The 25,304-nt window shown below is 70.3% G+C and carries 25 protein-coding genes; 10 read left to right on the top strand and 15 right to left on the bottom strand.

The features are described 5' to 3' along the window. Window positions 1-18: 18 nt before the first annotated feature. The 4 genes from hisH to hisD are packed head-to-tail and all read right to left on the bottom strand — an operon-like array spanning window position 19 to window position 3,798. Window positions 19-639 carry an imidazole glycerol phosphate synthase subunit HisH gene (gene hisH / locus QGN30_RS12980; RefSeq protein WP_008257767.1) on the bottom strand — a complete coding sequence of 207 codons (621 nt, stop codon included), beginning with the start codon at window positions 637-639 and terminating at the stop codon, window positions 19-21. Beyond that, complete coding sequence (hisB, locus tag QGN30_RS12975) at window positions 636-1,268, bottom strand: imidazoleglycerol-phosphate dehydratase HisB (RefSeq protein WP_009954934.1); 633 nt, start codon at window positions 1,266-1,268, stop codon at window positions 636-638. Before hisB ends, hisH begins: the two co-directional genes overlap by 4 nt. Beyond that, complete coding sequence (locus tag QGN30_RS12970) at window positions 1,265-2,398, bottom strand: histidinol-phosphate transaminase (protein WP_008257769.1); 1,134 nt, start codon at window positions 2,396-2,398, stop codon at window positions 1,265-1,267. The genes hisB and QGN30_RS12970 overlap by 4 nt, the downstream gene beginning before the upstream one ends. Beyond that, the gene (gene hisD / locus QGN30_RS12965) at window positions 2,395-3,798 is read right to left on the bottom strand and encodes a histidinol dehydrogenase (RefSeq protein WP_009954932.1); all 1,404 of its coding nucleotides are present in this window, start codon (window positions 3,796-3,798) and stop codon (window positions 2,395-2,397) included. The genes QGN30_RS12970 and hisD overlap by 4 nt, the downstream gene beginning before the upstream one ends. Before the next feature lie 108 nt (window positions 3,799-3,906). Between hisD and QGN30_RS12960 the strand changes: the two genes are divergently transcribed. Then, window positions 3,907-4,320, top strand: a complete 414-nt coding sequence (locus QGN30_RS12960; RefSeq protein WP_009954931.1) for a nitroreductase family deazaflavin-dependent oxidoreductase — start codon at window positions 3,907-3,909, stop codon at window positions 4,318-4,320. Window positions 4,321-4,446: 126 nt separating this feature from the next. On the opposite strand, the gene nadC is transcribed toward QGN30_RS12960, so the two are convergent. The 3 genes from nadC to nadA are packed head-to-tail and all read right to left on the bottom strand — an operon-like array spanning window position 4,447 to window position 7,930. Beyond that, window positions 4,447-5,307 carry a carboxylating nicotinate-nucleotide diphosphorylase gene (gene nadC, locus QGN30_RS12955; protein ID WP_009954930.1) on the bottom strand — a complete coding sequence of 287 codons (861 nt, stop codon included), beginning with the start codon at window positions 5,305-5,307 and terminating at the stop codon, window positions 4,447-4,449. Then, complete coding sequence (locus QGN30_RS12950; protein ID WP_038536583.1) at window positions 5,304-6,884, bottom strand: L-aspartate oxidase; 1,581 nt, start codon at window positions 6,882-6,884, stop codon at window positions 5,304-5,306. Before QGN30_RS12950 ends, nadC begins: the two co-directional genes overlap by 4 nt. Beyond that, on the bottom strand, window positions 6,881-7,930 hold the full coding sequence (nadA, locus tag QGN30_RS12945) for a quinolinate synthase NadA (protein WP_008257783.1): 1,050 nt from the start codon (window positions 7,928-7,930) through the stop codon (window positions 6,881-6,883). The genes QGN30_RS12950 and nadA overlap by 4 nt, the downstream gene beginning before the upstream one ends. 45 nt (window positions 7,931-7,975) lie before the next feature. On the opposite strand from nadA, the gene QGN30_RS12940 reads away from it, so the two are divergent. Continuing rightward, entirely contained in the window at window positions 7,976-8,701 is a 726-nt protein-coding gene (locus QGN30_RS12940) for an NUDIX hydrolase (RefSeq protein ID WP_009954673.1), read from the top strand. 163 nt (window positions 8,702-8,864) lie between these two features. Further along, window positions 8,865-10,205, top strand: coding sequence for a lipase family protein (locus QGN30_RS12935; protein WP_009954672.1), 1,341 nt, complete (start codon window positions 8,865-8,867; stop codon window positions 10,203-10,205). Here QGN30_RS12935 and QGN30_RS12930 read toward each other — a convergent pair. Genes QGN30_RS12930 through bioB form a run of 3 tightly spaced genes read right to left on the bottom strand, consistent with a single transcriptional unit; the run spans window position 10,200 to window position 12,157 of the window. After that, a complete protein-coding gene (locus tag QGN30_RS12930) occupies window positions 10,200-10,865 on the bottom strand; it encodes a DUF2567 domain-containing protein (protein WP_009954671.1) in 666 nt (221 codons plus the stop codon). The genes QGN30_RS12935 and QGN30_RS12930 overlap by 6 nt on opposite strands. Next, the gene (gene bsaP / locus QGN30_RS12925) at window positions 10,862-11,089 is read right to left on the bottom strand and encodes a biotin synthase auxiliary protein BsaP (RefSeq protein WP_008257787.1); all 228 of its coding nucleotides are present in this window, start codon (window positions 11,087-11,089) and stop codon (window positions 10,862-10,864) included. Before bsaP ends, QGN30_RS12930 begins: the two co-directional genes overlap by 4 nt. 30 nt (window positions 11,090-11,119) lie before the next feature. After that, complete coding sequence (bioB, locus tag QGN30_RS12920) at window positions 11,120-12,157, bottom strand: biotin synthase BioB (RefSeq protein WP_009954669.1); 1,038 nt, start codon at window positions 12,155-12,157, stop codon at window positions 11,120-11,122. A 134-nt stretch (window positions 12,158-12,291) separates the two neighbouring features. Between bioB and QGN30_RS12915 the strand changes: the two genes are divergently transcribed. The 6 genes from QGN30_RS12915 (at window position 12,292) to QGN30_RS12890 (ending at window position 19,828) form a co-directional block, all read left to right on the top strand. After that, window positions 12,292-12,492 carry a hypothetical protein gene (locus tag QGN30_RS12915; RefSeq protein ID WP_009954668.1) on the top strand — a complete coding sequence of 67 codons (201 nt, stop codon included), beginning with the start codon at window positions 12,292-12,294 and terminating at the stop codon, window positions 12,490-12,492. A gap of 113 nt (window positions 12,493-12,605) precedes the next feature. Continuing rightward, on the top strand, window positions 12,606-14,438 hold the full coding sequence (locus QGN30_RS12910; RefSeq protein ID WP_326567205.1) for a hypothetical protein: 1,833 nt from the start codon (window positions 12,606-12,608) through the stop codon (window positions 14,436-14,438). A gap of 4 nt (window positions 14,439-14,442) precedes the next feature. Further along, entirely contained in the window at window positions 14,443-14,805 is a 363-nt protein-coding gene (locus QGN30_RS12905) for a hypothetical protein (protein WP_009954667.1), read from the top strand. After that, window positions 14,802-16,166, top strand: a complete 1,365-nt coding sequence (locus QGN30_RS12900) for a hypothetical protein (RefSeq protein WP_248923129.1) — start codon at window positions 14,802-14,804, stop codon at window positions 16,164-16,166. The genes QGN30_RS12905 and QGN30_RS12900 overlap by 4 nt, the downstream gene beginning before the upstream one ends. A 51-nt stretch (window positions 16,167-16,217) precedes the next feature. Further along, complete coding sequence (locus QGN30_RS12895) at window positions 16,218-18,401, top strand: adenylate/guanylate cyclase domain-containing protein (RefSeq protein WP_014385131.1); 2,184 nt, start codon at window positions 16,218-16,220, stop codon at window positions 18,399-18,401. 11 nt (window positions 18,402-18,412) lie between these two features. Continuing rightward, window positions 18,413-19,828 carry a mechanosensitive ion channel domain-containing protein gene (locus tag QGN30_RS12890; protein ID WP_038536589.1) on the top strand — a complete coding sequence of 472 codons (1,416 nt, stop codon included), beginning with the start codon at window positions 18,413-18,415 and terminating at the stop codon, window positions 19,826-19,828. A gap of 66 nt (window positions 19,829-19,894) precedes the next feature. On the opposite strand, the gene QGN30_RS12885 is transcribed toward QGN30_RS12890, so the two are convergent. The 5 genes from QGN30_RS12885 to QGN30_RS12865 form a co-directional block, all read right to left on the bottom strand. After that, complete coding sequence (locus QGN30_RS12885) at window positions 19,895-20,404, bottom strand: methyltransferase family protein (RefSeq protein ID WP_009954662.1); 510 nt, start codon at window positions 20,402-20,404, stop codon at window positions 19,895-19,897. 271 nt (window positions 20,405-20,675) lie between these two features. Then, a complete protein-coding gene (locus tag QGN30_RS12880) occupies window positions 20,676-21,185 on the bottom strand; it encodes a 2'-5' RNA ligase family protein (RefSeq protein ID WP_009954660.1) in 510 nt (169 codons plus the stop codon). Then, on the bottom strand, window positions 21,185-21,865 hold the full coding sequence (gene bioD / locus QGN30_RS12875) for a dethiobiotin synthase (protein ID WP_014385133.1): 681 nt from the start codon (window positions 21,863-21,865) through the stop codon (window positions 21,185-21,187). Before bioD ends, QGN30_RS12880 begins: the two co-directional genes overlap by 1 nt. Window positions 21,866-21,874: 9 nt before the next feature. Next, on the bottom strand, window positions 21,875-23,032 hold the full coding sequence (locus QGN30_RS12870; RefSeq protein WP_014385134.1) for an 8-amino-7-oxononanoate synthase: 1,158 nt from the start codon (window positions 23,030-23,032) through the stop codon (window positions 21,875-21,877). Between the two features lie 144 nt (window positions 23,033-23,176). Next, a complete protein-coding gene (locus tag QGN30_RS12865; protein ID WP_038536591.1) occupies window positions 23,177-24,481 on the bottom strand; it encodes an adenosylmethionine--8-amino-7-oxononanoate transaminase in 1,305 nt (434 codons plus the stop codon). A gap of 62 nt (window positions 24,482-24,543) precedes the next feature. On the opposite strand from QGN30_RS12865, the gene QGN30_RS12860 reads away from it, so the two are divergent. After that, a complete protein-coding gene (locus QGN30_RS12860) occupies window positions 24,544-24,981 on the top strand; it encodes a hypothetical protein (protein ID WP_008257820.1) in 438 nt (145 codons plus the stop codon). Window positions 24,982-25,304 lie beyond the last annotated feature (323 nt).

Raw genomic sequence — 25,304 nt, 5'->3', positions numbered from 1 at the left:
ACAGTTTCGCGGAAGCCATCACAGTGCCTGAACCCAGTTGCTCAAGACGGCCGCGCCGGCATCTCCGCTTTTCTCCGGGTGAAACTGGGTGGCCGACAACGGCCCTTCCTCGACCGCGGCCAGGAAAGGCCCCTCGTGGGTGGCCCAGGTCAGCACCGCATCGGGCGATCCCTCCCACTGCTGGGCGGCGTAGGAGTGCACGAAGTAGAACCGGGTGTCCGCGTCGAGCCCCTTGAACAGGACGCTGCCGGGCCCGGAATCGACGACGTTCCAACCCATGTGCGGGATCACCGGCGCCTGCAGCCGCGTCACGTATCCCGGCCACTGCCCGCACCCTTCGGTCTCCACGCTGAACTCGACGCCGCGGGCGAACAGGATCTGCATCCCGACGCACACGCCCAGCACCGGACGCCCGGCCGCGACCCGATCGGCGATGATGCGGTCGCCGTTGATCGTGCGCAGCCCCGTCATGCAGGCCTCGTACGCGCCGACGCCGGGCACCACCAGCCCGTCGGCCGCGGCCGCGGCTCCGGCGTCGGCGGTCACCTCGACCGACGCACCGACCCGCTCGAGGGCGCGCTGAGCCGACCGCAGGTTGCCCGAGCCGTAATCGAGGACAACAACCGATTTCTTTGTCACAGAACACCTTTGGTGGACGGCACGCCCGACACCCGGGGGTCGGGCTCGACCGCCTGGCGCAGCGCGCGGGCCACGGCCTTGTACTCGGCCTCGGTGATGTGGTGCGGGTCGCGCCCATACAGAACGCGGACGTGCAGCGCGATCCGCGCGTTCATGGCGAGCGACTCGAACACGTGCCGGTTGATGACGGTGTGATAGGGCACCGAATTGCCGGCGATCGTGGTGTGCTGCAGGTGATCCGGCTCCCCGCTGTGCACACAGTAGGGCCGGCCGGACACGTCGACCGCCGCGTGGGCCAGCGTCTCGTCCATCGGGATGAAGGCGTCCCCGAACCGGCGGATGCCCCTCTTGTCGCCCAGGGCCTGGCCGAGCGCCTGCCCCAGCGCGATGGCGGTGTCCTCGATGGTGTGATGGCCCTCGATCTCGACGTCACCCTTGGTGCGCACCGTCAGGTCGAAGCTGGCGTGACTGCCCAGCGCGGTGAGCATGTGGTCGTAGAACGGCACCCCGGTGTCGACGTCGACCTGGCCGGTGCCGTCGAGGTCGAGCTCGATGACGATGTCGGATTCCTTGGTGCGGCGCTCGACGCGCGCACGGCGGGCGGCTTTTTCGGTGTTGACGGCGGTCATGGCGCTCCTACGTTGACGGGGGCCGGCTCGGTGGCGGCGATCTGGGCGCTGGCCCGCAGGAAGGCGTCGTTCTCCTCGACCAGGCCGGTGGTGACCCGTAGATAGCCGGGGATTCCGACGTCGCGGATCAGGACGCCGGCATCCAGATAGCGCTGCCAGGTGGCCGGCGCGTCGGCGAACTCCCCGAACAGCACGAAGTTGGCGTCGCTGGGGATCACCCGAAAACCCAGGCGGGTCAACGCCGCCCCCACGCGTTCGCGCTCGGCGATGAGCGCCGCGACGCTGCCCAGCGTGTCGTCGGCGTGCCGCAGCGCGGCGCGCGCGGCGGCTTGGGTGACCGACGACAGGTGATACGGCAGCCGCACCAGCAGCATCGCGTCGATCACCGCCGGCGTGGCGATCAGATAGCCGAGCCGTCCCCCGGCGAAGGCGAACGCCTTGCTCATGGTGCGCGAGACGATGAGCTTGGTCGGATACTCCCCCACCAGCGCCACCGCGCTGGGCTCCGACGAGAATTCGCCGTAGGCCTCGTCGACGATCAGGATGCCGGGCACCACGTCGAGCAGCCGCCGCAGATCCGGCAGCGAAACACTCTGCCCGGACGGGTTGTTCGGGCTGGCGACGAACACCACGTCGGGTTGGCGGTCGGTGATGGCGGCGACGGCGGCCTCGACGTCCAGGCTGAAGTCGTCGGCCCGGGCGGCCTGCAACCATTCGGTGCGGGTGCCGTCGGAGATGATCGGGTGCATCGAGTAGGAGGGAACGAACCCGATCGCCGTGCGCCCCGGGCCGCCGAACGCCTGCAGCAGTTGCTGCAGGATCTCGTTGGAACCGTTTGCCGCCCAGAGGTTTTCGACCCCGAGTGCAACGCCGGTCTGGGCGCTGAGGTATTCGGCCAGATCGGTCCGCAGGGCGACCGCGTCGCGGTCGGGGTAGCGGTGCAGGTCGGCGGCGGCATCGGCGACCGAGCGCACCACGTCGTCCACCAGCGCCTTGCTGGGTGGGTGCGGGTTCTCGTTGGTGTTCAGCCGCACCGGGACCGCCAATTGCGGTGCGCCGTAGGGCGACTTGCCGCGCAGGTCGTCGCGCAGCGGCAGGTCGTCCAGTGTCGGTTGCCGCGGCCCGGTCATCGCTCGAACCTCCGCCGTACCGCCTCGCCGTGCGCCGGCAGGTCCTCGGCCTCGGCGAGCGTGATCACGTGCCCGGACACGTCTTTGAGCGCCGCCTCGGTGTAGTCGACGACGTGGATGCCGCGCAGGAAGGTCTGCACGGACAGGCCGCTGGAATGCCGCGCGCAGCCGGCGGTCGGCAGGACGTGATTGGATCCGGCGCAGTAGTCGCCGAGGCTCACCGGCGCATACGGGCCGACGAAAATGGCTCCCGCCGCGCGTATTCGCCCGGCCACGCTCGCCGCGTCGGCGGTCTGGATCTCCAGGTGTTCGGCGGCGTAGGCGTTGACGACCTTGACGCCGGCGTCCACGTCGTCGACGAGGATGATCGCCGACTGGCGCCCGCCCAGGGCGGCGGTCACCCGCTCGCGGTGCACGGTCGTCCGCAACTGGGCGGCCAGTTCCTTGTCGGTGGCCGCGGCCAGGTCTTCGCTGGGGGTCACCAGCACGCTGCCGGCCATCTCGTCGTGTTCGGCCTGGCTGATCATGTCGGCGGCCACGTGCGCGGGGTCGGCGGTGTTATCGGCCAGGATCGCGATCTCCGTCGGCCCGGCCTCGGCGTCGATGCCGACCCGCGAACGGCACAGCCGCTTGGCGGCGGTGACGTAGATGTTGCCCGGCCCGGTGATCATGTCGACGGGCGCCAACTCGGCGTCTGCCCCCGGCGACGATGCGGATCGTGCGCGATCCGAGGAGAAGCCGGGCCATTCGGCCCCGGTATCGGTGCCGCCGTAGGCCAGCAGCGCCACCGCCTGCGCCCCGCCGATGGCCCACACCTCGTCGACGCCCAGCAGCCGGGCCGCTGCCAGGATGGTCGGGTGCGGCAGGCCGCCGAACTGGGCCTGCGGCGGGCTGGCCACCACCAGCGAGGCGACGCCGGCGGCCTGCGCCGGCACCACGTTCATCACGACGCTGGACGGGTAGACGGCGTTGCCGCCGGGCACGTAGAGGCCCACCCGCTCGACCGGTACCCACCGCTCGGTGACCGTCGCGCCCGGGCCGAGCGTCGTCGTCACGTCGGTGCGGCGCTGGTCGGCGTGCACCGCGCGGGTGCGCTCGATCATCACGCGCAGGGCCTCGGCGACCGCCGCGTCCAGTTCGGCCAGGGCTTTCTCGAGCGCCTCCGCGGGCACCCGGACGGCCGGGGGTCGCACCCCGTCGAAGGACTCCCCGAATTCGAGGGCGGCCTCGGCGCCGCGCTCCGCGACGGCCTGCACGATCGGGCGCACCTTGGGCAGCACCGCCTCCACGTCGGCACCGCCACGCGGCAGCGCCGCCCGCAAACGGGCAGCCGTCAATTCCGCGCCCCGCAGGTCGATACGGGCCATCGGCGACGGTCGGATGGTGCTCACGGTGTCCATTGTCCCAGAGGAACTCAAATCGATATCCGACCGGTAGTGTGCCGGTGAAGAGGCCATGCCCCGCGCTGAAATGACGCTGAGACGATAGAGCCGACCCAGGGAGCCGCCATGTCCGCCAAGGATCACCCCAACAACGCCCCCGGCGTCCCGATGGTCTTCCCGCCCTGGTTCGAGCGCTTCCAGATCAAGTACTTCAACCCGGCGGTCAAGCCGATCGTGCGCTACCTGCCCGGCACCGCGACGATCAAGCACCGTGGCCGTACCTCCGGCAAGCCCTACGAGACCATCGTGACCACGTACCGCAAGGGCAACACCCTGGCCATCGCGCTGGGCCACGGCAAGACGAACTGGGTGAAGAACGTGCTGGCCGCGGGCGAGGCGGACGTGGAGTTGAGCCGCAACCGCGTGCTGCACCTCATCAACCCGCGGATCCTGCCCGCCGGCTCCGACGGCGACGGGCTGCCCGCGTTGGCGCGCATGCAGCTGCGCCGGATCGGGGTTTTCGTCGCCGACATCGCCTGAGACCGGGCGCGCCGACTTTGAGTGTGCGCCAGTGGCTTTCAGTGTGCGGCCACGGCGCCGACACGCCGAAGAATCGCGCCGACGATTCACACTCAACGCCCAGGTTTCACACCCGATGCGGCCGCGCTACATATCCAGGCCGATGTCGAGCACCCGCACCGAATGCGTCAGCGCGCCGACGGCCAGATAGTCCACGCCGGTCGCGGCGTAGGCGGCGGCGTTTTCCAGGCTGAGGCCGCCGGAGGACTCGAGCAGGACGGCCGGCGCGCGCGCATCCCGGCGTTGCACCGCCATCTGCGTCTGCCACACCGGGAAGTTGTCCAGCAAGATCAGCTCGGGCTTTTCGGGCAGCACCTCGTCGAGCTGCTCGAGTGAATCCACTTCCACCTCACACGGCACGTCCGGCGCCGCGTCGCGGACCGCGCGCAGCGCCTCGACCACCGAGCCCGCCGCCACCACGTGGTTGTCCTTGATCAGCGCGGCATCGCCGAGCCCGAGGCGGTGGTTGACGCCCCCGCCGACGCGCACCGCATATTTCTGCAACACCCGCAGGCCCGGCAGGGTTTTGCGGGTGTCACGGACCTTGGCCTTGGTGCCGTCCACGGCGGCCACCCAGTGCGCGGTGGTGGTGGCGATCCCCGACAGGTGGCAGATGAGGTTCAGCATGGTCCGCTCGGCGGTCAGCAGGCCGCGGGTTTCGGCCCGCACCGTCAGCACGGGCTGGCCCGCCTGCAGCTGGGCGCCGTCCTCGACGCGGTCGACGACCTGGTAGCCGCGCGCGCCGAGCACCTCGTCGAGCACCAGCAGCGCGATGTCGATGCCGGCGATCACGCCGGGCTGCCGGGGCACCATGGACGCGGTGGCCACCGCGTCGGCGGGCACCGTCGCCAGCGTGGTGACGTCGGGCCCGTAGCGCAGGTCCTCGACCAGGCCGCGCCGGATGGTTTCGCGCGCGGCGGTGAGTTCGCAGTCGGACATCGAGGTCATACGACCGCCGCCAAGGCCTCCACCAGCACCGAGTTCTGGTCGTCGGCCAGTCGCAGCACGTTGCTGCGCGCCTGCTCGGCCACGGTCTGCGGGTGTTCCTCGCGGTGGTGGCAGCCCCGGGTTTCGGTGCGGGCCAGGGCCGCGGCCGTCACCGCGCGGGCGGTGACGGCCAGCGCGACGTCCTCGAAGTCGCGACGACCCGCGACGGCGCGCGCCTTGGCCCGCGACAGCGTGGTGGACAGCCGGGTCAGCCCGGCGGCGTCGCGCACCACCGACGCGTCGCGGCTCATCGCGCGCTGCAGCTCGGCGCGCTCGGGCGCGGTGTGCACGACGGGCTCGGGTGCGACCGCCCGGGTGGGCCCGGCCGCCGCGGCGTGCGCGGCCGCCGCCCTGCCGGCGCGGCCGCCCACCACCAAACCTTCCAACAGGCTGTTGGACGCCAACCGGTTGGCGCCGTGCAGGCCGGTACGGGCGACCTCACCGGCGGCGAACAACCCGGGCAGCTCGGTTTGGCCGCACACGTCGGTGACGATGCCCCCGCAGCTGTAATGCGCCCCGGGCACAACGGGAATGGGTTGACGGACGGGGTCGACGCCGGCGGCCCGGCAGGCGGCCGTCACCGTCGGGAACCGGTTGGCGAAGTCCCCGATGTGGCGGGCGTCGAGGAAGACGCACGGGTCACCGGTGGCCTTCATCCGCGCGTCGATGGCCGCGGCGACGACATCGCGGGGGGCCAGGTCGCCCATCGGATGAACACCGGCGGTTACCGAATCCCCTTGCCGGTCAATCAGTCTGGCGCCCTCGCCGCGGATGGCCTCGGTGACCAGCGGGCGCCGCCCGCCGGCGGCCCCGGGCGCGAAGAGCATCGTGGGGTGGAACTGGATGAACTCGAGATCGCTGACCGCGACGCCGGCCCACAGCCCCAAGGCGATTCCATCGCCGGTGGATCCCTCCGGGTTGGTGGTCGCGCCGTACAGGTGCCCGAGCCCGCCGCTGGCAATGATCACCGAGGGCGCGCCGATGATTCCGTATCCCTGCGGGTTGCCCACCAGGACGCCGGTCACGGCCGCGCCGTCGTGCAGCACGCGCAGGGCCACGTGCCCGGTGCGGATGTCCAGCGTGCGCGCGGCATGGTCGAGTGCGCGCTGCACCTCGGCGCCGGTGGCGTCACCCCCGGCGTGCACGATGCGCCGCCGCGAGTGACCGCCTTCGCGCGTCAGCGCCCACTGGCCGGGCGCGGATTCGTCGAATCGCGCTCCGTCGCCGACCAATTCGGTCACGGCCGCGTATCCGTCGGCGACGATTGAGTAGACCGCCTGGGGATCGCACAAACCCGCCCCGGCGACCACGGTGTCGGCGACGTGCGCCTCGACCGAGTCGTCGTTGTCGGGCAGGACGACCGCGATGCCGCCCTGCGCGTAGTGGGTCGCCGTCGCGCCGCGCGCATGATCGGCCTTGCTCAGCACGACGACGCGGCGCCCGGCGCGGTGAGCGGCCAGCGCGGCGGCCAATCCCGCGACACCGGTGCCGATCACGACGACGTCGGCGCTGTCAGTCCACTGGGGACGGGCGGTCATTCGCCACCGCCCGGCTGCCCGATCTCGATCATTCGCTGCACGCTGCGGCGGCCGGCGGCCGCGATGTCGGGGTCGACGTCGACTTCGTCGGCCCCCTCGACGAGGCAGCGCAGCAGGGCCGCCGGGGTGATCATCTTCATGAACTTGCAGGAGGCGCGGTCGTTGACGGCGCGGAAGTCGACCTGCGGCGCGGCCCGCCGCAGCTGATAGAGCATGCCGACCTCGGTGGCCACCAACACTTTTCGCGCGTTGGTCTGGGTCGCGGCGTCGAGCATGCCGCCGGTGGACAAGATCTTCACCCGGTCCGGGGGGAACGCGCCTTCGCCGGCGAGGTAGAGGGCCGATGTGGCGCAACCACATTCGGGGTGCACGAACAGCTCGGCGTCGGGATTCGCGCGGGCCTGGTCGCCCAGTTCGTCGCCGTTGATCCCCGCGTGCACGTGGCATTCGCCGGCCCACACGTGCAAATTCTTGCGGCCGGTGACCCGGCGCACGTGGGCGCCGAGGAACTGATCCGGGCAGAACAGCACCTCGCGGTCCGGGTCGATGGACTCGACCACGTCGACCGCGTTGGACGACGTGCAGCAGATGTCGGTGAGCGCCTTGACCGCCGCCGTCGTGTTGACGTAGGAGACGACGACCGCGCCGGGGTGCTCGTCCTTCCACGCGCGTAACTCGTCGGCGGTGATCGAATCGGCCAGCGAGCAGCCGGCGCGCTGATCCGGGATGAGCACCGTCTTGTCGGGGCTGAGCATCTTGGCCGTCTCGGCCATGAAGTGCACGCCGCAGAACACGATGGTGTCCTCGGCCGCCTCGGCGGCGATCCGCGACAGCGCCAGCGAGTCGCCCACGTGGTCGGCGACGTCCTGGATCTCGGGCAGCTGGTAGTTGTGCGCGAGCACGGTGGCGCCGCGCAACTTCGCCAGTCGGCGAATCTCGGCGGCCCACTGCGCATCGGCGACCACGCCGGCGTAGCCGGTGGGCGAATTCGTGATGTCGGCAACCATGTCTTCGGCGAGCGTGTCCATGCGATTGATCACCGTCATGGGGGCTCCTTTCAGCCAGGAGGTTTTCGACTTATAATCGAAAACATGGCCCATCGTAGCACCGCCCACGAAGTGCTCGCGGTCGTGTTCCAGGTTCGCGAAATCACCGACGGGGTTGCCAAGGGGCGACCGACGGCGAAACCGCAGCTGAACGTGCTGTTATGGCAGCGCGCCAAGGATCCGCAACGCGGCGCGTGGTCGCTGCCGGGCGGGCAGGTCCGAAACGACGAGGACATGATCACCTCGGTGCGCCGCCAGCTCGCCGAGAAGGTCGACCTCAAGGAGCTGGCCCATCTGGAACAGCTCGCGGTGTTCTCCGACCCGCACCGGGTGCCGGGCGCCCGGGTGATCGCGTCCACCTTCCTGGGCCTGGTGCCCTCCCCCGCCAGCCCCGAGCTCCCGCCGGACACCCGCTGGCACCCGGTGAACCGCCTGCCACCGATGGCCTTCGACCACGCCCCGATGGTGGATCACGCCCGCACCCGGCTGAACGCCAAACTGTCCTACACCAACATCGGGTTCGCTTTGGCGCCAAGGGAATTCGCGCTCTCCACGCTGCGCGACATCTACGGAGCGGCGCTGGGGTATCAGGTCGACGCGACGAACCTGCAGCGGGTGCTGGCGCGGCGCGGCGTCATCACCGCGACCGGCACCATCGCGCAATCCGGCCGCAGCGGCGGGCGCCCGGCCGCGCTGTACCGGTTCACCGACGCCGCGTTGCGGGTCACCGACGAATTCGCCGCGCTCAGGCCGCCCGGGGTCCCCGGCTAGGCTTACCCGAACGCGTCGTTGCAGCGACGCGCCATCCGGTCGGCACCCGTGACGTGTCTGGCCCGCCCGCAGGTGACGAGAAGTCGCTCACAGCGCGGCGATGACGTTTTGGTTACCTGCCGTTCGTACGCGAGAATGCCGGGTGGCCACGAAGGGAGCCTCAATGGCTGAGCTCGGCAACCTGGCAGGCACGCATGGCGCGGAATGGATCGCCCGGCCGCCCCACGAGGAACTGCAGCCCAAGGTGCGTCCGCTGCTGCCCTCGGACGACCCGTTCTACCAGCCGCCGCTGGGATTCCAGCACGCCGAGCCCGGGACGGTGCTGCGCTCGCGCGACGTCGAGTTGGCCTTCCTCGGCCTGATCCCGCAGCCCATCAAGGCCGTCCAGCTGCTCTACCGGACCATGGACATGCACGGCCAGCCGGAGGCGACCGCGACGACGGTGATCGTCCCGACCGACCTCGCCCCGGGGCGTCCCTGCCCGGTGCTGTCGTACCAGTGCGCGATCGACGCCGTGTCGTCGCGCTGCTTCCCGTCCTATGCGCTGCGCCGCCGGGCGAAGGCCCTCGGGGCCATCGGCCAGTTCGAACTCTTCCTGATCGCCGCCGCCGTCGCCGAGGGCTGGGCCGTCTCCGTGCCCGACCACGAAGGCCTGCGCGGCTTGTGGGGGGCGCCGTATGAGCCCGGCTACCGGGTCCTGGACGGCATCCGGGCCGCGCTGGGCTCGGAGCGGCTCGGGCTGTCCAAGTCGGCCCCGATCGGGCTGTGGGGGTACTCCGGGGGCGGCCTGGCCAGCGCATGGGCCGCCGAAGTGTGCGCCGAATACGCGCCGGAACTCGACATCGTGGGCGCGGTGCTCGGCTCGCCCGTCGGGGACCTGGGCAACACCTTCCGGCGGCTCAACGGCAGCTTCCTGTCGGGCTTGCCCGCGCTGGTGGTGGCCGCGCTCGCGCACATCTATCCCGATCTGGACCGGGTGATCAAGGAGCACGCCAACGAGGAGGGGCGCGCCCTGCTCGACTCGCTGGAGAAGATGACGACCGTCGGAGCCGTCGTCCGCATGGCCGGCAAGAACATGGGCGACTATCTCGACGAGCCGCTCGAGAAGATCCTGTCCACCCCGGAAGTCTCGTACGTCTTCGACCACATCAAGCTGGGCGCCGCGGTCCCGACGCCACCGGTGCTGATCGTGCAGGCCGTGCACGACTACCTGATCGACGTCCACGACATCGACGTGCTGGCCGACGCCTATTCGGCGGGCGGTGCGCGGGTCACCTACCACCGCGACGCGTTCAACGAACACATGATGCTGCACCCGCTGTCGGCGCCGATGACCTTGCGCTGGCTGACGGACCGCTTCGAGGGTCGCCCGCTGACCGAGCACCTGGTGCGAACCACCTGGCCGACGATGTTCAACCCGATGACCTACATCGGCATGGCCAGGCTGTTCAAGATCGCGGCCAAGGTGGTCACGGGCCGCAGGATTCGCCGCCGTCCGCTATGACACGGCCGCTTCCGCCGCGCCGCCCCCTCCCACGGGCAGCGCGGCGGAGGCCCGGCGCTCCGGGGGCAGCGCCCCCAGGTCGTCACGGGCGTCCGCGGCCACCCGCACGGCGTACACCAGCGCGGCGACGCCCACCGGCCACATCAGGCTGACCGCGATCTGCAGGGGACGGTCGGAGAAGAACACCGGCGGCGCCTGGGTGACGTAGGCGACGGACGGGCTCTTGCTCAGCGGCACCGCGTCGAAGTCCAAGGCGCCGTAGGCGAGCCGCACCAGCCCCGCCCCGACCGCGGCGGCCGCGGCGGCGGCGGTCAGCATGCCGACCGACAGGGCGACGACCATTCCCGGGCCGCGGTGCTGTTGCCATTGCCACGCCCACACGGACGCGACCACCGCCAGCACGGTCAACAGGCCCAGCATCAGGGCGGGGGCGACGAAGAAATGCTCGGACTCGTTGCCCAGATAGTCATGCACCCGCTCGCCGGAGCGGGTGAGCGCCACCACGGCGCGGATCGGCGGCGCGATCCACGCCCACAGCGCGCCGATCAGCAGACCGGTCACCGCCGAGCCAGCCGCGACGAGCACGAGCGCGCGCACCCGCGCCCGGCGGGTTACGGCGACGGGCGGGGCCGGGGCGTCCGGGTTGGCCTGCTCGCTCACCGTTGCGCCTCCAGGTCGGCGGAGTCGACCTCACCGTGGCGCGAGCAGCGCGCCCGCCACCCGTCGGGGCGGACCTGCACCACCATCCGGCGCCCGCACGCCGCGCAGAACCGGGGCGGCTCGAGGCCCAGCTGAGCCGCTGTCGGCACGGCGGTGCCCCCTAACTCGCCGGTGTAGACGTTGTAGACGCCGGCGCTGACCGCAGCACCCAGATCGCCAACCACAAGTGTCCAACCCTAGCCGCGGCGAGTCGCTTACAAACTGGCGTTGAGCCCCTTGAGGGGCATCTGCAGGTCGCCGAGCAATTCCAGGTCGGATTCGGCCGGACGGCCCAGCGTGGTCAGGTAGTTGCCGACGATCACGGCGTTGATGCCGCCCAGCATGCCCTTCTTGGCGCCGAGGTCGCCCAGGGTGATCTCGCGGCCGCCCGCGAAACGCAGCATGACGCGCGGCAGCGCCAGCCGGAACGCGCCGACGGACTTCAACGCCTCGCTGGCCGGCAGCACCTCCAGGTCGCCGAACGGCGTGCCCGGCCGGGGGTTGAAGAAGTTCAGCGGGACCTCGTCGGGTCCGAGTTCGGCGAGTTCGGCGGCGAATTCGGCGCGCTGCTCAAGGGATTCGCCCATGCCCAGGATCCCGCCGCAGCACACCTCCATGCCGGCGTCGCGCACCATCGACAGCGTCTCCCAGCGCTCCTCCCAGGAGTGGGTGGTCACGACGTTGGTGAAGTACGAGCGCGCGGTCTCGAGGTTGTGGTTGTAGCGGTGCACACCCATGGCCGCCAGCTGCTCCACCTGCTCGGCGGTCAGCATGCCCAGCGAGCAGGCGATGTTGATCTCGACCTCGTTGCGGATCGCCTCGATGCCCGCCGCGACCTGGGCCATCAACCGCTCGTCGGGACCGCGAACCGCGGCCACGATGCAGAACTCGGTGGCGCCGGACTTCGCGGTCTGCTTGGCCGCCTCGACCAGGCTGGGGATGTCGAGCCGGGCGCTGCGCACCGGCGATTCGAACAGGCCGGACTGCGCGCAGAAGTGACAGTCTTCGGGGCAGCCGCCGGTCTTGAGGCTGATGATGCCCTCGACCTCGACCTCGGGGCCACACCAGCGCATCCGCACCTCGTGGGCCAGCGCCAGCAGTTCGTCGAGCCGGTCGTCGGGCAGCCGCAGCACCTGCAGGACCTGGTCGCGGCTCAGGCCCTGGCCGTCCTCCAGCACCTGCTGCCGGGCCACCGCCAGGATGTCCTCGCCGTTGCCGGTTTCGGCCGTCGGTCGGGTTGCCGCTTGGGTCACCAGGTACTCCCTTGCCTCTTTCTCGTGTCCGCGCGTGGGGACACATCTGCCCCGTGGTGGTGGCAGCCGGAATGAAAAGGTGTTCAAAGTAGGGTAACGGCCGAAGAACTCCGCCTATCCCTGGGTATACGACCATGGTGACCCCGCACGTCGAATACCTGGCGCACCACTACCTGCTGTTGGCGGCGCCGGCATTCCTGCCTGCGGTGATCGTCGTCGCCGTCATCCTGTACATCGCGCTGCGCGACCGCCGCGAAGGCCGCAACGTCACGGGCGCCACCAAGGCCACCTCCGACGCGTCGAAACCCGACACGCCCGATCAAGAGCGTGATTGACGGGCGCCGGATCTGGGCATTAAACAAACAATCACGAACCTACTTGACAGTAATAAGCGGTTGACTTCAATCGGATCTTCCGGGGCAGCCCGGCGCGAGTGGGAGGCACGACGATGCGGCCGAATGAACTGACGATTGTTGCTGAGGCACCGGCGCGCGGTGCGGGGTTGGACCAGGTGATCGGGCTCTCGATCGCCGCGGTGTTGATCACGTTGCTGATGCTGTGGGTGGGCCACGCCCACCGCACGCACCGCATCACCTGGTTGGCCCGCCTCGCGGACAAGGTGGGCGAAAAATTCCACCGACCGAGCTGGGTCGCCCTGCCGGTGCTGGTGTTCACCACATCGATCATCTGCGCGCTGTTCGGCTTCATCTGGGACGTCAGCTGGCATATCGGCAACGGCCGCGACCCCGGCCCGCTGGCCAACCCGGCGCACTACTTCATCATCATCGGGCTGTTCGGCATCTTCCTCGGCGGGATGACGGCGGTCGTGCTGCCTTTCGAGCAGCCCGGCCCGGCGGCGGTGCGCATCACCCGGAACTGGCAGGCCCCCGTCGGCGGTGTGCTGATGGCCGGCTGCGGCCTGTACGCACTGATCGGGTTCCCGCTCGACGACATCTGGCACCGCATCTTCGGCCAGGACGTAACACTTTGGGGCCCAACGCATTTGATGATGATCGGCGGCGCCTGCTTCTCGCTGTTCGCGGTGCTGATGCTCGAGCGCGAGGGTGAGGCCCAACTGGGCGCCGACGTCCTGCACGGCGCGTTCATCACGTTCCTGCGCTACCTGCCGTTCGGCGGCATGTTCATCGGCTTGTCGGTCTATCAGATCGAATACGACTTCGGCGTCGAGCAATTCCGCCTCGTCCTGCAGCCCATGATGATCGCCGCTGCGGCGGCGCTGGCGGCGGTGGCCGCCCGCATCACCATGGGACGGGGCGCGGCCCTGATCGCGGCCGTCTTCGCCATCGCGCTGCGCGGTGGTGTGGCATTGCTGGTCGGGCCGATCCTGGGGGCCCCGATCAACTGGTTCCCCCTGTATCTCGGCCCCGCGCTCGCGGTCGAGTTGATCGCGCTGACTCCGCTGATCAAGCGCCCCATCGCATTTGGCGCCGTCGCGGGCCTCGGTGTGGGGACCGTCGGGCTGTGGCTGGAGTCGCTGTGGATCGCGGCGGTCTACCACTACCCGTGGCCGGTCGGCATGTGGGGCGAGGCGCTGGCCATGGCGGTGCCGGTCGCGGTGCTGATGGGCATGTGCGGCGCGCTGTTCGGCATGGTGCTCACCGGCCAGCGGCTCCCCGGCCGCGCCGCCGGCATCTCGGTGGTGGTGGTCACGGTGCTGGTGATCGGCGGCGCGGTGGCCAACGGCCTGCACATCGTCGTGCCGCGCCAGAACAACGCCGCCATCACGCTGACCGATCTGCCCGCGGCGCCCGGGCAGCGCATGGTCTCGGCCGACGTCCAACTGCAACCGTCCGACATGGTCGGCCGGCATCCGGAGTGGGTGACGATCCTGTCCTGGCAGGGCCGGATGGAGAACAATCGCGGTCTACAGATCGACGAGCTCGAGCAGGTGGGTCCCGGGCATTACCGGTCGACGCGCCCGCTTCCGGTGTGGGGCACGTGGAAGACGCTGTTGCGGGTTCAGGACGGCTACACGATGACCGCGGTGCCGATCTACGAACCGGCCGACGAGGCGATTCCGGCGCCCGAGGTTCCGGCGTTGCCGGCGATGAACCGCCCGTTCGTGCAGGAGATCACGATCCTGCAGCGCGAACGCGACCAGAACGCGCCGGTGTGGCTGTTCACCGCCGGCTCGATCGTGGTGCTGTTCATGACGCTGATGGTCATCGCCGGCCTGACGTGGGGTGCGGGGCGGCTCGGTAACGCCGTCACCGAGCCGGAGCCCGTCGAGGACAAGCAGCCCGCTCCCCGGGCGGCGTAGGGCGATGACGATTCGCGGCACTCTCCTCGCGGCGTGGGTGACGGCGCTGGTCTGCGGGCTGGTCGCCTGCGGCGGTTCCACCGACAAGTCACCGGCGGCTCCCCTGGTGATCGACGTGACCATCGCCCACGGTCAGGTGACCCCGACCAACGCCACACTGCAGGCCAAGGTGCGCCAGCAGATCACCCTGCACGTGACCAGCGACGTCACCGACGAGCTGCACGTGCACTCGACGCCCGATCACAAGTTCCAGGTCGCGGCGGCGCCCCACCAGACGTTTGACTTCGCCGTCGAGGTGCCCGGCAACGTCGCGGTGGAACTGCACCACCTCGACCGGACCATCGCCACCATCCAAGTGCAGCCGTGACCTCCGCCCACGCGGCGGTGGTGCTCGCGCATGGGCTCGGCGGGTCGGGCGACCTTCCGGTGCCGTACGCCTACGCGATGGTCGGGGCGGCATGGGCGCTGACGTTCACCTTCGCCCTGGTCGCTTTCGCCTGGCGACAACCGCGGTTCGATCCGCTGAAGCCGGGCAGGCCCTTGCCGGCGGCGCTGACGGCGTTCGTCGACGCCCGGGCGAGCCGCTGGGCGGCCGCGGCGCTGGCGCTGGTGTTCGCGCTGTGGGCGGTGTCGGCCGGGATCTGGGGCCCCCAATCGGAGACCAACGCGCTGCTCGGCGCGTTCTACGTGCTGCTGTGGGTCGGGCTGGTGGCCCTGTCGCTGGCCGTCGGGCCGGTGTGGCGGGTGATTTCGCCCATGCGCACGGTGTACCTGCTGCTGCGCCGCGTCACGCCGCGGCGGATCGGCCGGCCGCGGCGGTCCTACCCGGAAGGCTGGGGCTACCGTCCCGCCGCGGTCGGCCTGTTCGCGTTCGTCTGGATGGAACTGGCCAGCCCGAACTCGGCGTCGCTGCCCTGGATCAGGACGTGGATCGCCGCCTACGCCGTGCTGATGCTCGCCGGGGCCTGGCTGTGCGGGCAGCGCTGGCTGGCGCGCGCCGACCCGTTCGGCGTGTACAGCATGGCCGTCTCCCGGCTCTCACCGTTTCGCCGCAATCGGGAGACCGGGCGGATCGTCGTCGGCAACCCGCTCGACCATCTGCCGTCGCTGCCGGTGCGTCCGGGCGTCGTCGTGCTGCTGGCGGTGCTGCTCGGGTCCACCGCCTTCGACAGCTTCTCGTCGTCGCCGACCTGGCGCGGCTTCGCCGATCGGCTCACGCGAGACGTCGGCGTGTCCCCCACTTTAGCGTCGTCGGCGCTACGCACCGCCGGGCTGATCGTCTTCATTTCCGTTGTGGCGGTGACGTTTTCGTTGGCCGCGCGGGCCACCGGCGGCGTGGACCGCGAGCGGCGCCGCGCGCTGCCCGGCCAGATGGCGCATTCGCTGATCCCGATCGTGGTGGGCTACATCTTCGCGCACTACCTGTCGTATCTGGTGGAGCGCGGACAGCAGGCGGTGTTCGCGCTGGCCGACCCGTTCGGCCGCGGCTGGAACCTGTTCGGCCTGGCGCACTTACACGTGGCCTACGTGTTGTCCATGCATCCGCCGCTGCTGGCGGCGATCAAGGTGATTTGCGTGGTCACCGGGCACATCGTCGCGGTGATCGCCGCCCACGACAAAGCCCTGCGACTGCTGCCCGCCGGGCATCAGCTCACCGGACAGCTGACCATGATGCTGGTGATGGTCGGCTACACCTTCACCGGTTTGTATCTGCTCTTCGGTGGGTAGGCGTTGCGGCGTGCGCTCCTCCGTAACGCGAACCCTGACCGAACTCGATTGATGGCGGGGCGCTCGACCGAGCCGGTCCCCCCGGACGAGCAGAACCCGGCCCGGACGACGTGGCGTCGCCTACGAGCGCTGTCCCGATTCAGCATTCAGTCCAAGGTGATGCTGATGCTGCTGGTGGCCAGCCTGGCGTCGCTGGGAGTGATCGGAACAGTCGAATACGTCGCGGCGCGCAACGCGCTGTTGCCCGCGGCCTCCGAGCGGATGACCCAGATGCGCGCGGCGCAGAAACGGGCCATCGAGACCCTGTTCTCGGATCTGTCGGATTCGCTGGTCGTCTACAGCCACGGAACCACCGCGTTGGACGCGGTGCGCGAGTTCACCGCCGGCTTCGACCAACTGGCCAACGCTCCCGTCGACCCCGGGCAGCAACGCGCGCTGGTGGACTTCTACACCAAAAAGCTGATCGAACCGATCGAGCGCGACACCGGCAAGAAGCTGGCCCTCGACGCCGTGCTGCCGAGCAACAACGCACAGAAGTACCTGCAGGCGCACTACACCGTGGCGGCGAATCGGTCCTCCAATCAGACGGGCTCGGCGCCCGACGACGCCGGCGACGGCAGCGCATGGTCGGCCGCCAATGCGCGGTTCAACGACTACTTTCGCGAGATCGCAACCCGATTCGAGTACCGGGACGCGCTGCTGCTCGACACCCGCGGCAACGTCGTCTACAGCGTGAAGAAATCCGCGTCCCTCGGTACCAACGTCCGCACCGGCCCGTATCGCCAATCCAACCTGCGCGACGCCTACGAGAAGGCGATGGCCGCCAACTCGGTGGACTTCGTGTGGATCACCGACTTCGCGCCCTATCAGGCTCAACTCGGTCAGCCCATCGCGTGGTTGACGGCACCGATCGGTCCACCCGGCAACGCGGCCGGGGTGCTGGCGCTGCCCCTGCCGATCGCCAAGGTGAATCGGATCATGACCGCCGACAAGCAGTGGAAGGCCGCGGGCATGGGCGACACCGCCGAAACGTATCTCGCCGGTCCGGACCACCTGATGCGCTCGGATTCGCGGCTGTTCCTCGAGGACCCCCAGCGATACAAACGGGATGCGGTCGCGGCCGGAACCCGGCCGGCCGCCGTCGACACGGCGATCAGGTGGGGCGGCACCACGCTGGTTCAGCCCGTGGCCACCGCGGCGGTGCGCGCCGCCGACCGCGGAGAGTCGGGAACCCTCACCGACACCAGCTATCTGGGCCGGCGCGAACTCGCCGCCTACGCCCCGCTGTCCGTGCCCAATTCCGACCTGCACTGGTCGATCGTCGCGACCAGGGAAACCGCCGAGGCCAACGCCCGCGTCATGTCGCTCACCCAGACCCTCGTGATCACCACCACCGCAATGGTTTTCGTTATCTGTGTGGCGGCGCTGCTGGTCGCGCAGATCTTCGTGCGACCCATCCGCAGGTTGCAGGCCGGCGCCCAGGAGATCGGCGCCGGAAACTACGACGTCGCGATCCCGGTCACCTCCCACGATGAAATCGGGGAACTCACGGCCGCTTTCAACGAGATGAGCCGAAACCTGCAGATCAAGGAAGAGCTGCTGGGCGAACAACGCAAGGAAAACGACCGGCTGCTCGGGTCGTTGATGCCCGAGCCGGTGGCGCGGCGATACCGCGAGGGCGAACACACGATCGCCCAGGAGCACCAGGACGTCACCGTCATCTTCGCCGACCTCGTCGGCCTCGACGAGATCTCGGGCAGGCTTTCCGGGCGCGAATTGGTGGGCATCGTCGACGAGCTGATCCGCGAACTCGACTCGGCGGCCGAATCCCTTGGTATCGAGCCGATTCGCACGCTCCACAACGGCTACCTCGCCAGCTGCGGCCTGAACTTTCCCCGCCTGGACAGCGTCCACCGCACCGTCGAATTCGCTGTCGAGATGAAAGACATCATCGCGCGCTTCAACGCCAGGACGGGCTACCACCTGGCGCTGCGGGCCGGCATCAACACCGGAAACGTCATCAGCGGACTGGTCGGGCGATCCAGCATCGTCTACGACATGTGGGGCGCTGCCGTCAACCTCGCGCATCAAACACGCAGCAGCACAACGCAAACGGGGATTTACGTCACCTCGAAGGTGTACGAGGTGATGCACGACATCCGTCAGTTCACGCCCGCGGGCACCATCACGGTCGGCGGCGTCGAGCAGCAGATCTGGAAGTTGTCGGAAGGGTAAGGGGCAGGGCCGTGACATCCTTGGACTCGTCGTCGCTGTACTGGGCCGCCGGTGTGGTCATCGGGCTGCCGCTGCTGCTGATCGCCCTCACCGAATGGCATCAGAGCCTGGTCCGCAGGGACAGCCCGCTGGCCCGGCCGGCGTTCCTGTTGCGCAGCTACCTGATCCCACTGGGCGCCCTGCTGGTGTTGCTGGTCAACGTCGCGCGGATGCCGGCGCAGTTCACCTCGGTTCGGGTCCTCGCGACGGTGTTCGGCTTCGTGGTGTTGGTGCTGCTGTTGTCCGGGCTCAACGCGACCGTGTTCGAGGGCGCGCCGCAAGGGACGTGGCGCCAGCGCATTCCGGGCATCTTCCTCGACGTGACCCGGTTCGTGCTGATCGGAGTCGGGCTGGCGGTCATTTTCTCCTACGTGTGGGGTGTCCGCGTCGGCGGCCTTTTCACCGCGCTGGGCGTGACCTCGGTGGTGATCGGGCTGATGCTGCAGAACTCCGTCGGCCAGATCGTGTCGGGGCTGTTCATGTTGTTCGAACAGCCATTCCGGATCGGCGACTGGCTGGACACCCCCGCGGCCCGGGGCCGCATCGTGGAGGCGAACTGGCGCTCCGTCCACATCCAGACCGGCCGTGGGCTACAGATCACCCCGAACTCGGTGCTGGCCACCACCTCGTTCACCAACCTCAGCCGCCCGCCCGGGGGCCACCAATTGGCAATCACCACAACGTTTTCCGAGGTCGACCCGCCCGACCGAGTGTGCGCATTGCTGGAACGGGTGGCCAACGCGCTGCCGCAGCGCAGGCCCAACGCCGTGGCAGCCGCGACGCCCGCCGGGGCCGCCGAGTACCTCCTCACCGTCGGGTTGAGGTCGCCCGCAGACGATTCCGCCGCGCAGGCGACGTTTCTGCGTTGGCTCTGGTACGCCGCGCGGCGCGAAGGCCTGCGCCTCGACGGCGCCGAGGACGACATCTCGACGCCCGAGCGCATCGAGAAGGCCTTGCGGACCGTGGTGGCCCCGGCGTTGCGGCTGAGCCAACCGGATCAGCAGGCGCTGACGTCGCACGCCAGGATCGTTCGCTACGGTGCGAACGAGATCGTCGAGCACGCCGGCCGGGTTCCCGACAAGATGACGTTTCTGCTCGCGGGCGGTGTGCGATTGACCGCCACCGCCAGGGACGGAACGGCGGTCGCGGTCGGGGGGCTGGACGAGGGCTCGTTCCTGGGGGTGACCGCGCTGACCCGGCAGCCCAACCTGTCCGACGCGCAGGCGATCGACGAAATCACCGCGCTGGAAATCGATCGCGACCACCTCGTCGAATTGGTGACCAGTAAGCCGCTGCTGCTGCAAGACCTGGGCCGCGCCATCGACGAGCGGCGCGCCAGGGTGCACGAGGCCATGGGGCAGGAGTTCGCACTGTCGGCCACCCCATGAGCCGGGCGGCGCCGCAGCGCGACGAACGCTGATGTGCGGCCGGAGCGCCGGGCCCAGCGGGCGATGTCATCTTGGGCCGGGCGTCCACGGGCGCAGTCGCGGAAACCACGCGGGCACCGCCTGCCGATAGGCCTCGTAGTCGGTCCCGAATTGGCGCTGCAGGGTGGGTTCTTCGTACCAGCGCACGAACGAGGCCGTCACCGCCCACATCACCGCGGCGTAGATGGCCGTGCCGAGGCTGCCGAACAGCAGGGCCTGGCCGACGATGACCACCAGGAGGCCGACGTACATCGGATTGCGGACATACCGGTTGAATGCACTGACGACGAGTCGTCGGGGCGCCGCGACGGGTGCTGGGGTGCCGCCCGCCTTGGCGAACTCCGCAAACGCCGACACCACCGGTACCAGGCCCACACAGATCAGCAGCACCCCGACGATCTGGGCAATCACCCAGTGTGGCAGCGGTTGATGGCAATGCCAGCCGGTGATCAGCCAGGGGATCAGTCCGGCGACGGTCCCCGGGGCGACGAGAAAAAACGCCGCGCTGCCTAGCGCCGCAGTCGTTGTACGCATCATGCTCCCCTTCGCTCAGAGCCTGTAACTCGCGCGTTCCCAATGGTTTTCACGCCAGGTACGGCGACGGCGTCCCGCCGCGGGAAGTCGGGCACCTTGATGACCCGGCGCACGACCCGTCGTGAAACCTGGCACCGCATAACTCCCCGACTGCGGAGTTTCTCCGCGTCCAAGCTAACGACATCGGCGGAGATAAGTCAACGACCGTAGAATTTCTGTGCGATGCGCCGATGGGTGGCCCCCGCGCCCCGCCATACCGCGTTTGCGGTCGCCACTAACCGATCAGGTGCTCGACCTTCTTGTTGCCGTCCCAGCGGCGCAAACCCGCGAAGCTGCCGTCGATCTGGGCGGGCCGGCCCGCGATGCGCAACGCGCGGCCGAGTTGGGCGCCGCCGACCCGGCGGGCGATCGTGACGTGCGCGGTCCATTGACCGGGCAGGCTGTTGGGCATCGGGCCGGGCACCAGATGCGGGGCGCACAACTCGTGCACCCGGGCGTGCAGGGCCAGCAGCTCGCCCGTCGGCACCACGAGCCGCGCGAAAACGGCGCTGCCGCGGCCGAACAACACCGGCGCGCCGACGAGGCAGCCCAGCGGCAGCCGGTTGCTCAGCGGGGCCAGCAACGGGTCGACGTCGGCGGCGATGCCCTCGGCCACCGCCAGCGTCACGTGCGGGCGGCTGGCCGGCGCCTGGCTGGGAATTCCCGCCGCCGCCAACGCTTCCCAGATGTTTCGGATCGCGGCCTCGGTGTCGCGGTCGAAGGTCAGCTCGATGGAGTGGACCATCAGCCGGCCAGCGTGGCGACCCAGTCGCGGTCGAATGCGCCTGCGCACAGCGCCGCGAAGTCGGCCGCGTCCAGCGACGCCGCCCCCGCGGGCAGCGCGGCGCGCAGCGCGGCCAACCGGGCCAGCGCGGACCGGTTGGACGCCTCCACCACCCCGGGGCACCGGGGCCACGCCCCGATCACCAGCCCGGCGCACGAAACATTGTGTGCGGCAAGTGATTCCAGCGTGAGCGCGGTGTGGTTGAGGGTGCCCAGCGACGGGCTGACCACCACCAGCGCCGGGGCGCCGAGCGCGACGGCGAGATCGCGTGCGGTGACACCGTTTTCGCCGAGTTCGACCAGTAGGCCCCCGGCGCCCTCGACCAGCGTCAGCCGCCCCGGCCGGTCCAACTCCCCGATGAGCCCCAGTAGCTGCTCGCGGGTGGGCAGCGGCATCCCGGCCTGCTCGGCCGCGGCCACCGGCGCCAGCGGCTGCGGGTACCGGGCGAACCCGGCCAGCTCGGTCACCCCGGACAGCCGGCCCACCTCCGCGAGGTCGTCGTCGCCGTCATCGGTGCCGGTCTGGACCGGTTTGCACACCGCCACGTCGAGGCCGGCCCGGCGGGCGTGGCAGGCCAGCGCCGCGGTGACGACCGTCTTGCCGACCCCCGTGTCGGTGCCGGTGACGACCAGGACCGTCACCGGGGTGCCCTAGCCAAGCCCGGCGAGCACGTCGGTGAGCACCCGGCGCGCGAGGTCCAGCTCGGCGTCGTCCAGCGACGCGCGCGCGGTCAGCCGCAGCCGCGAGGTGCCGGCGGGCACGGTCGGGGGCCGGAAGCATCCGACCCGCACGCCGGCGTCCAGGCAGGCGGTCGCGGCGGCCACCGCCACGTCGGGGTCGCCGAGGATCACCGACACCACCGCCGACTGCGGTAGCTCGCGTACCCCGCAGGCCTCGGCGAGGATGCCGGCATGGCGCAGCACGGCGTCCGCGCGCCACGGTTCGGCCCGCAGCACCCGCAGCGCGGCGCGCGCGGCACCCACCGCCGCCGGGGCCAGTCCGGTGTCGAAGATGAACGTGCGCGCCGAATCGATCAGATGGGCGCGCACCGACGCCGGCCCGAGCACCGCGCCGCCCTGGCTGCCCAGCGCCTTGGACAGCGTGGTGGTCATGACCACGTCCGGCGCACCGGCCAGCCCGACCTCGTGCAGCAGCCCGCGCCCGCCGCCGCGCACCCCGAGGCCGTGCGCCTCGTCGACGATGAGCAGGGCGCGATGCCGACGGCACACGTCGTGCAGTTCGCGAAGCGGCGCCAGGGCGCCGTCGGTGGAAAACACCGCTTCGGTGAGGACGACCGCGCGTTCCTCGTCGCGCGATCGCAGCGCCGCCTCCACGGCACCGACGTCGCGATGCGGCGTCACCGCCACCCGGGCCCGCGACAGCCGGCAGGCGTCGACGAGCGAGGCGTGCGAAAGCTCGTCGGACACCACCAGCGAACCCCGGCCGGACAGCCCGACGACGGCGCCCAGGTTGGCCGCGTAGCCCGAGGAGAACAGCAAGCCCGCGGCCGCCCCGGCGTAGTCGGCGAGCTCGGTCTCGAATTCCTCGTGCAGTTCGGTGTCGCCGGTGACCAGGCGGGACCCGGTCGCCCCGGCGCCCCACAGGCGCAGCGCAGCGACCCCACCGTCGATCACGTCGGGGTGTTGGGACAACCCCAGGTAGTCGTTGGATGCCAGGTCCAGCTCGGTGGCGACGGCGGGGCGCGGCCGCAGCGAGCGGCGCAGCCCGGCCTCGCGGCGCTGCCGTTCCACCGCCTCCAGCCAGGCCAGCGGGGAGACGTCGATCGGTGCCTGCGGGGAGGCGTTCATAGGGGCTCAGCCTAGTGGCGATCGCCAGCGCGGCCGCGGCGACCGCCAGCGCGGCGACGCCGGGCGCAGCGGGTCGCCGCATAGTCCACGCCGGGCGCAGCGGGTCGCCGCATAGTCCACGCCGGGCGCAGCGGGTCGCCACCGCTAGCCGACGAGGCGGGCGACCTGCACCATCGCCGAGGCGATCCGGGAGATCTCGTCGGGCGTGCAGATGTAGGGCGGCATCGCGTAGACCAGGTTGCGAAACGGCCGCAGCCAGACGCCGTGGTCCAGCGCCGCCGGCGTGGCGACGGCGAGGTCAACGGGGCGCGCGCATTCGATGACGCCGATGGCCCCGCGCACCCGGACGTCGGTCACGCCGGGCAATGCGCGGGCGGGTTCGAGCCCGGCCGCCAGCCCGGTGCCGATCTCGGCGACCCGCGACCGCCAGTCCTGCCCGAGCAGCAGCTCGACGCTGGCCACCGAGACCGCGCAGGCCAGCGCGTTGGCCATGAACGTGGGCCCGTGCATCAGCGCGCCGGCCTCGCCGGCGCTGATGGTGTGGGCGATCTCGGTGGTGCACAGAGTGGCGGCCAGGCTCAGGTAGCCGCCGGTCAGCGCCTTGCCGACGCACATGATGTCGGGGCTGACGCCGGCGTGGTCGGCGGCGAAGAGCTCGCCGGTGCGGCCGAAGCCGGTGGCGATCTCGTCGAAGATCAGCAGCACGTCGTGCCGTCGGCAGATCTCGCGCAGGTCGCGCAGGTACCGCGGGTCGGAAAAGCGCATGCCGCCGGCGCCCTGCACGACGGGTTCGACGATGACCGCGGCCAGTTCGTCGGCGTGGCGGGCCAGTTGCGCCTCGAACGCCGCGCTGTAGGCGGCGTCGTAGTCCCGGGGCACCTGCGGGGCGAACACCTGCCGGGCCAGGATGTCGGTCCACAGCGAATGCATGCCGCCGTCGGGGTCGCAGACGCTCATCGGGGTGAAGGTGTCGCCGTGGTAGCCGCCGCGCCAGGTCATCAGCCGGTGCTTGCCGGGCCGGTCGAGGCTGCGCCAGTACTGCAGCGCCATCTTCACCGCCACCTCCACCGACACGGATCCGGAGTCGCTGAAGAACACCGTCTCCAGGCCGGCCGGGGTGATCTCGACCAGCAGCTGGGCCAGCCGGGCCGCGGGCTCGTGGGTCAGTCCGCCGAACATGACGTGGTTCATGGCGCCGAGCTGGGCGGACAGGGCCGCGTCCAGGACCGGGTGGCCGTGCCCGTGGATCGCGGTCCACCAGGAGCTCATGGCGTCGAGCGCCTCGACGGGTTCGCCGTCGCGGATCAGGGTCAGCCGGGCGCCGTGCGCCGCGACCGCGACGACGGGTGCGATGGATTCGGCGCCGATCGTGCTGTACGGATGCCACAGGTGCGCGGCGTCGATCGCGCTGATCTGCTCGGGCGTCAGCCCGGCCTTGGCCGCGGGCATAGTGATCGAGGGTAAAGCAGCCGATTCGCGCAAACCCGGGCCGTCGGGAAGCATGGGACATCATGGCCACGCCGCAGCAGCCCGACAGCGCAGGGCCCGCACCCGACCTGGTGGATTACGACGCCGAGGCCCCCGGGGCGCCGCGGGTGATCCGGGTGCGGCTGGCGGTGTGGGACGTCGTCTGCACCGTCACCCTGCTGGTCCTGCTCGCCGTGCTGGCCACGGCGACGACCTGGCCGTCGCGGCTTTTCGGCTTCCTGGCGCATGTCTGCGCGGACGAGACCTGCGGGCCGGTTCCCTTCGGGCTGGATCTGTACATCCACCCGGTGGTGTGGGGCGGGATCGGGGCGGCCCTCACCGCCGCCGTCATCGGCCCGGTGGTGTCCATCCTGAAGGGCTGGTACATGTCTTTCTGGCCGGTTCTGGCTCTGGCGCTGGTCATGGTGAGCTCGGCGGCGGGAACGATGCTGACCTTGTTCAGCGAACGCTATTGGCTCTGATCGGGCCGGCGTCTCCGCCCCGTGACGGGATGGCTACGTCGTAGCCGGCTGAGACCGAAATCACAACTGCGCATACGGGATTGGGCCGCGCCAGTCACCGTCCGGTCACGGTACGACAAATAATCCCCCGGGGCCCTGGCGGCTAACACCATCTGTTGTCAAAGTTACGGTTGTGACTGATGTGAATACGGCCCTCTGACGGGCCGCTTCACTACGCAAGTGCCATGGACGGCGCGGCCCCAGCGTGGGGGCCGTCGCCCGATCCATGAACCGGGGGCGGACGCGCGAGGTCACCGCGTCGAGGCCCCACGAGCGCCTGAGAG

This window comes from Mycobacterium sp. 3-98 (assembly GCF_035918355.1).
In the GTDB taxonomy this organism is placed as follows: Bacteria; Actinomycetota; Actinomycetes; order Mycobacteriales; family Mycobacteriaceae; genus Mycobacterium; species Mycobacterium intracellulare.
The sequence above is the reverse complement of the archived record's forward strand: the minus strand, read 5'-3'. Positions and strand labels throughout refer to the sequence as shown.

Coding starts and splice junctions, on each gene's coding strand:
- hisB (WP_009954934.1), bottom strand. CDS start 1,268: ATGACCGCCGTCAACACCGAAAAAGCCGCCCGCCGTGCGCGCGTCGAG.
- QGN30_RS12970 (WP_008257769.1), bottom strand. CDS start 2,398: ATGACCGGGCCGCGGCAACCGACACTGGACGACCTGCCGCTGCGCGAC.
- hisD (WP_009954932.1), bottom strand. CDS start 3,798: ATGGACACCGTGAGCACCATCCGACCGTCGCCGATGGCCCGTATCGAC.
- QGN30_RS12960 (WP_009954931.1), top strand. CDS start 3,907: ATGTCCGCCAAGGATCACCCCAACAACGCCCCCGGCGTCCCGATGGTC.
- nadC (WP_009954930.1), bottom strand. CDS start 5,307: ATGACCTCGATGTCCGACTGCGAACTCACCGCCGCGCGCGAAACCATC.
- QGN30_RS12950 (WP_038536583.1), bottom strand. CDS start 6,884: ATGACCGCCCGTCCCCAGTGGACTGACAGCGCCGACGTCGTCGTGATC.
- nadA (WP_008257783.1), bottom strand. CDS start 7,930: ATGACGGTGATCAATCGCATGGACACGCTCGCCGAAGACATGGTTGCC.
- QGN30_RS12940 (WP_009954673.1), top strand. CDS start 7,976: ATGGCCCATCGTAGCACCGCCCACGAAGTGCTCGCGGTCGTGTTCCAG.
- QGN30_RS12935 (WP_009954672.1), top strand. CDS start 8,865: ATGGCTGAGCTCGGCAACCTGGCAGGCACGCATGGCGCGGAATGGATC.
- QGN30_RS12915 (WP_009954668.1), top strand. CDS start 12,292: ATGGTGACCCCGCACGTCGAATACCTGGCGCACCACTACCTGCTGTTG.
- QGN30_RS12910 (WP_326567205.1), top strand. CDS start 12,606: ATGCGGCCGAATGAACTGACGATTGTTGCTGAGGCACCGGCGCGCGGT.
- QGN30_RS12905 (WP_009954667.1), top strand. CDS start 14,443: ATGACGATTCGCGGCACTCTCCTCGCGGCGTGGGTGACGGCGCTGGTC.
- QGN30_RS12895 (WP_014385131.1), top strand. CDS start 16,218: ATGGCGGGGCGCTCGACCGAGCCGGTCCCCCCGGACGAGCAGAACCCG.
- QGN30_RS12885 (WP_009954662.1), bottom strand. CDS start 20,404: ATGATGCGTACAACGACTGCGGCGCTAGGCAGCGCGGCGTTTTTTCTC.
- QGN30_RS12880 (WP_009954660.1), bottom strand. CDS start 21,185: ATGGTCCACTCCATCGAGCTGACCTTCGACCGCGACACCGAGGCCGCG.
- QGN30_RS12870 (WP_014385134.1), bottom strand. CDS start 23,032: ATGAACGCCTCCCCGCAGGCACCGATCGACGTCTCCCCGCTGGCCTGG.
- QGN30_RS12865 (WP_038536591.1), bottom strand. CDS start 24,481: ATGCCCGCGGCCAAGGCCGGGCTGACGCCCGAGCAGATCAGCGCGATC.
- QGN30_RS12860 (WP_008257820.1), top strand. CDS start 24,544: ATGGCCACGCCGCAGCAGCCCGACAGCGCAGGGCCCGCACCCGACCTG.